Raw genomic sequence first — 8,566 nt, 5'->3', positions numbered from 1 at the left:
GCTGCGCGAGGGCCGCCTCGTTTTCGGCGAGGACCGCGGGGTCCTGCTCTCCGACGATCAGGAGCGTCGGCGCGGCGACCGCGGAGAGGGCGTCCCCGGCGAGATCGGGTCTCCCGCCGCGGGAGACGATCGCGCCGATCGCCGCCGGAAGACGCGCGGCCGCCACGAGCGCCGCCGCAGCGCCGGTGCTCGCGCCGAAGTAGCCGACCGGCGCGATCTCCGGCCGCTCCGCCAAAAGCCAGCGCGTCGCGCGTTCGAGCCGTTCGGCGAGGAAACGGATGTCGAACCGCAGATGGGCGGTGTCGAAGTCGATCTCCCCTTCTTCCGGAGTGAGCAGGTCGAAGAGCAGCGTGCCGAGCCCGTCGTCGCAGAGCGCGGACGCGACGAATCGATTCCGCGGACTGAGCCGGCCGCTGCCCGAGCCGTGCGCGAAGACGACCACGCCGCGCGAGCCCTCCGGCACGCGGAGCTCGCCCGTGAGCGTCGCGTCTCCCGCGGGAATCCGGACTTCTTCCCTGTCGACGACGGTGTTCATGAGGTCGAAATCAAGCAAGCGCCATGCCCCGCAGGCGTCGAGCGAGCGGCAGGTTCAACGCCGGCCCCTTCCTCCCCGGTGAGGAAGAAGTACTGGCGACGAGGCTGGAGATTCGTTGCCTCTGTGACGAAGGCCGGCGAGGCGCGAGCCCGATCCGCCGCCACTCCACCGAGCCCGCTCCCCGCGACGGTTCGCGGGCTCGGATCTCTTCGGCCGCCGGACGCAGGAATGGGAGAGGCCGAGAGGGTCGGAAGCTTCCGAGAACACGGTCGTTCGGAGGCGGGCCTTCGCGGCGCGACGAAGTCTCGCGCGATCGCTGCGCGAGACGACTTGCGCCGCGGGAGCGGGAGCGAAGGCGAAGGGAGTGGCGGCGGCGCGGTCCCGTCGCTCGTTCGACGGCGCCGCGACTCCGCCACGCGCTCCCGTCCCCCGAGCACGCTCCCGCGACGGTATCGCCGCGCCGACCGTCATCGCGCCGTGTACAGCGCGATCACCCGCTCGAGCGCCCGCCGGCACACCGCGCAGAATCCGACCTCGTCGCGCGTGAACATGATGCAGTCCTCCTGCGGGCGGTAATAGCCCTTCGCGCGGTAGTTCGCCCCCTCGAACGCTCCCACCTTTCCAGAGTAGCGGTCGGTTCCGAGGAGCTTCGTCTCTTCCTCGCGCTCGGCCCGGAAGAGCGCGTCCATCTCCGACTCGGGGCGGCTGGCGGCGCGGATCGCGCGCCGTTTCGCCTGGACCTCGCGGGAACGGGTCTCGAACTCCTCCTTCGTCCACGGCGTCGGGATCGGGGTCCCGGGTGAGACGAGGTCCTTCCACTTGAGCTTCGCCGGGTCCTTCATCGCCGTCGCGTTCGGCTCCCACGGCTCGACGAGCTCGCCGGCGGTGTCGTAGGCCACGTCGGACGTGTAGTACTCGTCGGCCAACCCCGAAAAATGGTGCCCGAACTCGTGGACGAAGATGTACGGTGCCCACGCGCTGTCGGCCGCGACAGTGCTGTAGAGGTTGTAGATCCCTCCGCCTCCGTAGGTGTTCGCGTTGACGAGGATCTCGACGAAGTCGTAGGGCGCGAACTGCGCGATCTCGCGGAACGCATGGTTGTCGAACGTCAGCACGTAGCGCTCGGAACCGAAGGCGTCGTAGGAGGATCCGACCGGATTGCGGCGGTGGACGCCCGTCGACGGCCGCGAGATCCCCGACTCGGGGGACGGCGGGCACAGCCCCCAGACGTTGAAGTCGGCGCGGTGCTCCTTGAACGGGGAGGTCGAGAAGAGGATCTCCATGAGCTTGCGCGCGTCCTTCTCGAACTTCGGTGCCTCGGCGGCGGCGTATCCGTCGCCCAGGATGAGAAAATCGACCTTTGCCGACGGGTCACCCGACTTCTGCAGCGCCAGCAGAGGGGCGGGCGCGGGAGGGATCGAAGCGTCGACGAACATGCCCTTCGGGTCGATCGTCGTTCGCCAGAGCTCCCGGAAAGCGTTGGCGGCATCGCGCTTCGAGATGACGACGGTCACCGGCGCGTCGGGGACCGGAAACCGGAGCGACTCCTCGAAGGTCCGGTCGATCGTCTTCGCCTCGTCGGTCGTCTCCCACTCGCCGTAGATCGAGGCGAACCCGCGCGAGTAGAGGGGGCGGCCCGAGGCGGCGTCTCGCACCTCGAAGAAGTACTTTCCGAGATTGAGGTCGTCGAGGGGCCGCGACGGATTGCCGGGCCAGGCCAGCGGCTCGAGCACCACTCGTCCCCAGCTGAAATGCTCCTCCCGCGCATTCCCGGTGTGGAAGTAGTCGAACCGCATCGTGCGCGGTGCCGCGGAGGCGAGAGCGGGGGCCGCGAAAACGAGGAGGAGGAACGCCCGGAATGCGTGTTTCATCCGGGAATGATATAGGTTTCGAAGGGGTTGTCTCCCCGGAGAGGAACGCCTGCATCGTTGGCCACCGTTCGCCCGCCCCGCCCCGACCCGACGGAAACGATCCTCGATGAATACGGGATCAACGCCGATTACGCTCTCGAGCTCTTCGATCGGTATCGGAGCGATCCCGCGCTCGTCGACGACGACTGGCGCGAATACTTCGACGACCTGACGGGGCCGCCCCCGCCGGTTCCGGCCGCGCCCGCTCCGCCTCCGCCGGCCGCCGCGGCTCCCCCGCTCCCTTCCCCGACCCGGCCGGCCGAACCGGCCCCGGCCGGCGAGCGGCACCCGATCCTCGGCGCGGCGCTCCAGATCGCGCAGAACATGCGGGCAAGCCTCGAGATGCCTACGGCGACTTCGCAGCGGCAGGTCCCGATCAAGCTCCTCGAGGAGAACCGGCGGCTCGCCAACGACTACCGCGCGGCCAACGACCAGAGCAAGATCTCCTTCACACACGTCGTCGCGTGGGCGGCGCTGTGCGCACTGCACGACTTTCCCCGATTGAACGACGCGTTCGGCGGGTCCGCCGAGCCGCCGGAGCGCATCGTGCGCGGGGAGATCCACTTCGGGCTCGCCGTCGACGTCGAAAAGCGCGACGGGACCCGGACCCTCCTCGTTCCGAACGTCAAGGGAGCGGGGACGATGACGTTCACCGAGTTCGTGCGGGCGATGGACGACGTCATCGCCCGCGCGCGCACCGGCAAGCTCGTGATCGCCGATTTCCAGGGAACGACCGTCTCGCTCACGAATCCCGGGCCGATGGGGACGACGTCGTCGATCGCGCGTCTGATGCCCGGGCAGGGCCTGATCCTCGCGACCGGGGCGATCGACTACCCCGCCGGGTTCTCCGCCATGGCGCCCGAGGCGATCTCGAACCTCGGCATCAGCAAGGTGATGACGCTCTCCTGCACGTACGACCACCGGATCATCCAGGGGGCGGAGTCGGGGACCTTCCTGGGGCGCATCGAGGCGCTGCTCCTCGGCGAGCACGCGTTCTACGAGGAGATCTTCGAAGACCTCGCGATCCCGTACCGTCCCTTCCACTGGGCCGTCGACCGGAACCCGGCGATCGTCGCCGGCGACGTCTCGCGCCTCCGTGAGATCGAGAACCAGGCCCGGGTCCTCGAGCTGATCAACGCCTACCGCGTGCGCGGCCATCTCGTTGCCGACATCGACCCGCTGCGCGCCGCGCCGGTCCCGCACGTCCCCGAGCTCGACCTCGAAACCTACGGCCTGACGATCTGGGACCTCGACCGCGAGTTCATCACGGGAGGGCTCGGCGGCGCGGAGACGCTTCCCCTCCGGAAGATCCTCGAGATCATGCGCCGTTCCTACTGCGGGAAAGTCGGCGTCGAGTACCGGTTCATCCAGGACGGCGCCGAGAAAGAGTGGCTGCGGCGCCGGATCGGAGCGGTCCCGGAGCCTCCGCCCGCCGACGTTCGCCAGCACATCCTCTGGAAGCTCCTCTCGGCCGAGGTCTTCGAGCACTTCCTGCACAACCGGTTCCTCGGGCAGAAGCGCTTCTCGATCGAAGGGGGCGAAACCCTGATTCCGTTGCTCGACCAGCTCGTCGCCGGCGCCGGCTCGCGCGGAATCGAGGAGATCACGATCGGAATGTCGCATCGGGGGCGCCTGAACGTGATCGCCAACGTGATCGGCCGTTTCTGCGAGCGCATCTTCGCGAGCTTCGAGGGGATCGTGCACCCCGACTTTCCCGCCGACGAGGGGGACGTGAAATACCACCGCGGCGCGCAGGGCGTGCGCGAGCTCGCCGACGGACGGCGCGTCTCGATCGAGGTCGTGCCGAATCCGTCGCACCTCGAGTTCGTCGACCCCGTCGTCGAGGGGATCGTCCGCGCCCGGCAGGACGCGCGCGGGGGACGCGGACCCGCCGTCTGGAACCGCGCGCTCGCGGTCCTCGTCCACGGAGACGCGGCGTTCGCCGGGCAGGGCATCGTTGCCGAGACGTTCAATCTCTCGCAACTGAAGGGGTACCGGACCGGCGGGACGATCCACGTCGTCGTCAACAACCAGATCGGTTTCACGACCTCCCCCGGCGAGGGCCGCTCCTCCCTCTATTCGACCGACATGGCGAAGATCAACCAGGTCCCGATCTTTCACGTCAACTCCGACGACCCGGAGGCGGCGCATCGAGTCCTCCAGATCGCGCTCGACTACCGGCAGGAGTTCCACAAGGACATCGTGATCGATCTCGTCGGATTCCGGCGGCACGGCCACAGCGAAGGGGACGAGCCGAGCTACACCCAGCCCGTGATGTACCAGAGGGTCCGCGAGCATCCCGGCGTCTTCGGGATCTACGCGAAGAAGCTCGTCCGCGAGAAGGTCGTCACCGAGGCACAGGTCGAGGAGCTCAAGGCCGAGCGTGGCCGGCGGTACGAGGTCGCGCTCGCGCGGGCCAAGGAGATCGCGAGCGCCGGCAGCGTTCCCGGGTGGGACGACCGCGAAGCGCCGGCGCCGGCCGCGGCGCCCGATACGGCGGTTCCGCGGGAGGCTTTCGACGCGATCGGCGCGGCTCTCGCGAAAGTCCCGCGCGGTTTCCACCTCAATCCCAAGGTGATCACGCTCCTCTCGCGCCGGGAAAAGATCGCGCGCGGCGAGATGCCCGTCGACTGGGCGACCGCGGAGGCGTTCGCGTTCGGGTCGCTTCTCCTCGAAGGGACCCCCGTGCGCCTTTCCGGCGAGGACAGCAGCCGCGGCACCTTCTCCCAGCGGCACATGGTGCTCCACGACGCGCGGACGGGACAGCGGTGGACGCCTCTCGAGTCGGTCGCTCCCGGCGTTCCTTTCTTCGTCTTCGACAGCGCGCTCTCGGAGGCCGGCGTTCTCGGCTTCGAGTACGGCTACAGCGTCGCGGCGCCGCGGACGCTCACCCTCTGGGAAGCCCAGTACGGCGACTTCGTCAACGCGGCGCAGGTGATCGTCGACCAGTTCATCGCGTCCGGCCGGGAGAAATGGGGGCAGCCGAGCCGGCTCGTACTCCTCCTGCCGCACGGGCAGGAAGGCCAGGGCCCGGAGCACTCCAGCGCCCGGCCGGAGCGCTTCCTCGACCTCGCGGTCGACGACAATCTTCAGCTCTGCCAGCCGACGACGCCCGCGCAGTATTTCCATCTGCTCCGCCGCCAGATGCGGCGGCCCGAGGCTTCTCCGCTCGTCATCCTCACCCCGAAGAGCCTGCTCCGCCTCGCGGCGTCGTTCTCCCCTCTGGACGCCATGACCACCGGAGGATTCGAGCCGGTCGTCGGCGATCCGGAGATGGCCGGCGCCGAGCGCGTGATCCTGTGCGGCGGAAAAATCTACTACGACCTCGCCGCCGCCCGCGCGAAGAAGAACGCGCGCGCCGCGATCGTCCGCGTCGAGCAGCTCGCGCCTTTTCCAGCCGCCGAGCTTCGCGCGGCCCTCGACGCGCTGCCGGGGGCCTCGGACCTCGTCTGGGTGCAGGAGGAACCGCGGAACATGGGCGCGTGGTCGCACGTCGCCGAGCGCTTCACCGAGCTGCGGGGCGGGCTCGCGCTCCGCTACGTCGGGCGCCCGCCGTCGGCCAGTCCGGCGACCGGATCGGCCGAGGTCTTTCACGACGAACAGGACAAACTGATCGACGAAGCGCTGGGGTAACCGCATGGCGGCGGTGCAGCGTCCACCGATCTGGTCCCGCCACGAAAATCGAACAAACGCGAAAGCGCGGTGAGGCGCGAGCCCGGTCTGCCGTCGCTCTGACGAGGTATGGCGGATCGATCGCCGATTACGTAGCTGGAGCGAAATCCTCGTCTGAGCTTCGATCCGACGAAGCCCTAGCGAAGGCGGACGGGATGCGTGCCGCCCGCGAGATCCCGGTGAGGCGATCGCGAAGCGGTCGTCCCCGCGAAAGCGGGGACCCAGCCCGACGGGAAGGACGTGGATTCCCGCTTTCGCGGGAATGACAGAGCCGGGCAGCACTCGCAGGGTCTCGCAGGCGGCACGTGCCCGCCCGGCTCGAGGCATCCGCCTTCGCCAGGGCTGGGGCGGATCTCACCGGCAATCCTCCGAAGCTCGCAAGAGCGAAGGAGGATCGCCGCACCCAAAAAAATGCCCCGGCGGCCTTGCCGCCGGGGCCAAAAAGAAGACAAATCGCAAATTACTGGACGTTCAGGGCAAAGTCGTCGACGACGAAGGACGTCTGGAGCGACGAATCCTCCTTTCCGAGGAGATAGACCCGGATCGTCTGTCCCTTGTAGCCGATCACGTTGAAGCTCTTCTGCGCGTATCCGGTGTTCTTGTTCAGGTTCGAGTACGTCGCGAGCGTGGCGAGCACCGTTCCCGACGAGTTCCGGATCTGAACCGAGAGCTTGTCGTAGGCCGTCGTGGTCGTCGTCTCGGCCGTGTCGATATGCAGCCAGAAGGAGAGCGTCGCCGTCGTGACGTTGGACGGGATCGCCACCTGCTGGTACAGCGTGTCGGTGTGGGTCGAGCCGTAGCCGTTCAGCCACGCCTTCCAGGAGCCCGAGTGCGCCGGCTCGCCGGTCGAGCTGTCGATGACTCCGGAGGTCGCGGTCCAGGAGACGTTCCCGGACTCGAATCCGGGATTGAGCAGCAGCTGCTGGGCGGTGCCTCCCGAGGTCACCGTCAAGGAGACCGACGCGGTGTGCGTGATCCCTCCGCCGGTGCCGGTCACCGTGATCGTGTAGGTGCCCGTCGTCGTCGAGGACGCGACCGTCATCGTCATCGTCGAAGACCCGGAGCCGGGCGCGGCGATCGCCGTCGGGTTGAAGGACACCGTCACGCCGGACGGCTGGCCGGAAGCCGAGAGGGAGATCGCGTTGTTGAACCCGCCCGAGACCGTCGTCGAGACGGTGGACGTTCCGGAGCCGCCCTGAGCGACGGAAACCGATGAAGGCGACGCCGCGATCGTGAAGTTCGGCGTCGCCGCGGCGGTCACCGTCAGCGAAACGGACGTCGTGTGGGTGACGCCGCCGCCGGAGCCCGTGATCGTGATCGGGTACGTCCCCGTGGCGACGGACGAACCGACCGTCATCGTCATGGTCGACGAACCGGATCCGGGCGCCGCGATCGACGTCGGGTTGAAGGAGACCGTCACGCCCGACGGCTGACCGGAAGCCGAGAGCGAAACCGCGTTGTTGAACCCGCCCGAAACGGTCGTCGAGATCGTGGAGCCTCCCGACGAGCCCTGGACGACGGAGACCGACGTGGGAGACGCCGAGATCGAGAAGTCGGGCGAGCTGCTCACGGCGAACACGAGGTCGTCGCGGTCGTCGTAGGCGCCCGTGCTGCACGAAGAGGCGCTCCCGTTGTACCGGAAGTTGGCCCGCACGGCCTGCAGGCTCCCGCCCGAAGGGAGCGTGTAGGTGCCGGAAAGCACCTGCGATCCCGCGGCCGTCGGATTGACCGTGCCGATCAGCGTCCAGGCCGGAGAGCTCGCGTTGGCGGCGTAGTAGAGGTCGAGGTGGTCCGAGGTGTAGCCCGAGTAGGCCCAGACCGTCGCCTGGACCGTGACCGGCTTGCCGGGCGCGAAGTTGCTCCCGTCGGTCGTGAAGACCTTCAGGCGGTCGTTCGATTCGTCCGAGTGGAACGTGCCGGAGGTCCCGTCGGCGCAGGAGGCGTTGATCGTGTTCGGCTGGTTCGGCTCCGGACCGAGGTTCGCGCGTCCGAGAACGAGCGAGGTCCCCGTGTCGCAGGAGCTCCCGACCGTGGCGCACCTGGGCGCCTTGAGGGTGGCGTCGTAGGCGGCCGTGAGCGCGCCCGCCGACGTCACCGTCAGCGAGACCGAGGCCGTGTGGGTCGTTCCGCCGCCCGTGCCCGTCACGGTGATCGTGTACGTGCCCGTCGTCACGGCCGAGCCGACCGTCATCGTCATCGTCGACGAGCCGGAGCCCGGCGCCGCGATCGACGTCGGGTTGAAGGAGACCGTCACGCCCGACGGCTGACCCGAGGCCGACAGCGAGATCGCGTTGTTGAAGCCGTTCAGGGCGGAGGTCGAAATCGTCGAGCTCCCGGAGTTGCCCTGGACGACGGAAACCGACGCCGGCGAAGCGGAGATCGAGAAGTCGGGATTCGACGTCGTCGAGCAGGAGGTGTACTTGAAGTTCCCGATCCGCGTCTGCCAGTG

4 protein-coding genes are annotated in these 8,566 nt (G+C 68.6%); 1 reads left to right on the top strand and 3 read right to left on the bottom strand.

The features are described 5' to 3' along the window. A partial coding sequence (locus VKH46_09590; protein HKB71084.1) for a hydrolase occupies positions 1–535 on the bottom strand: 535 nt, incomplete at its 3' end. 467 nt (positions 536–1,002) lie between these two features. Continuing rightward, entirely contained in the window at positions 1,003–2,406 is a 1,404-nt protein-coding gene (locus VKH46_09585; protein HKB71083.1) for an IgA Peptidase M64, read from the bottom strand. A gap of 57 nt (positions 2,407–2,463) precedes the next feature. Here VKH46_09585 and VKH46_09580 point away from each other — a divergent pair, with 57 nt between their 5' ends. Next, the gene (locus VKH46_09580) at positions 2,464–6,078 is read left to right on the top strand and encodes a multifunctional oxoglutarate decarboxylase/oxoglutarate dehydrogenase thiamine pyrophosphate-binding subunit/dihydrolipoyllysine-residue succinyltransferase subunit (protein ID HKB71082.1); all 3,615 of its coding nucleotides are present in this window, start codon (positions 2,464–2,466) and stop codon (positions 6,076–6,078) included. A 499-nt stretch (positions 6,079–6,577) separates the two neighbouring features. On the opposite strand, the gene VKH46_09575 is transcribed toward VKH46_09580, so the two are convergent. Next, positions 6,578–8,566: hypothetical protein (locus VKH46_09575; protein HKB71081.1), on the bottom strand; the 1,989-nt coding region annotated here is incomplete at its 5' end.

It is taken from the genome of Thermoanaerobaculia bacterium, from assembly GCA_035260525.1.
GTDB lineage: Bacteria > Acidobacteriota > Thermoanaerobaculia > UBA5066 > DATFVB01 > DATFVB01.
This window is presented reverse-complemented; position numbering and strand designations above follow the sequence as displayed.